Source organism: Sediminibacterium sp., assembly GCF_051860225.1.
In the GTDB taxonomy this organism is placed as follows: domain Bacteria; phylum Bacteroidota; class Bacteroidia; order Chitinophagales; family Chitinophagaceae; genus Sediminibacterium.
The window spans coordinates 1-673 of the sequence record NZ_JBHYEI010000012.1 but is presented as its reverse complement, the minus strand read 5'-3'; the positions used below and the strand labels follow the sequence as shown (position 1 = coordinate 673).

The 673-nt window shown below is 33.6% G+C and carries 1 protein-coding gene; it reads left to right on the top strand.

Annotated elements, in window-relative coordinates:
- The first annotated feature begins 61 nt into the window (after window positions 1-61).
- Window positions 62-577: a hypothetical protein gene (locus ACTIEI_RS14795; RefSeq protein WP_439507051.1), complete on the top strand. Its 516-nt coding sequence runs from the start codon at window positions 62-64 to the stop codon at window positions 575-577.
- The last annotated feature ends 96 nt before the right edge of the window (window positions 578-673 follow it).

Genomic DNA, 673 nt, shown 5'->3' with positions numbered 1-673 from the left:
AACATTGAAATCATCTATTCATTCTGTTCCCTTAGAAGTATTATAAAGACAAGCGGACAGTATAGGTATTCCGCTTCATACCGTATTATTTGCTAAAGACCTGTCAAACTATGACAGCAAAATGCGTGAAACAGTTGACCATTTTAAAAAGCAAGGCGTTACTCATTTCATTTTTGGTGACATTTTTTTGGCAGATGTTAAAACATTCAGAGAAAGTAAACTCAACCCCTTAGGAATTGAAGTGGTAGAACCGCTTTGGGACAAATCATCTACCGAAATCATAGACGACTTTCTAAAGTCAGGAATAAAAACGAAAATTATTGTTACGCAGGCAGACAAATTAGACAACACATTTATTGGGAAAGAATTGGACATAGCTTTAATAAACTCATTGCCAAACAATGTGGATGTCTGCGGAGAAAACGGAGAATATCATTCTTTGTCTTACGCAGGTGGTTTATTTAAGAAAGAGGTTGAATTTCAAATTTCTGACACAACTAAAATTTCTTACGACATTAAATTGGACAACGGACAAACAAATACTTTTGAATATTGGCAAGCAGAAATAATTGTATGAAGACAGAAAACCGAACGCATAACATGAACTGTGCATAAAAACAAATAAAAAACTACCTTTTTAATGTAAAGTTGAACAGTAATTAGGTTGATAAAG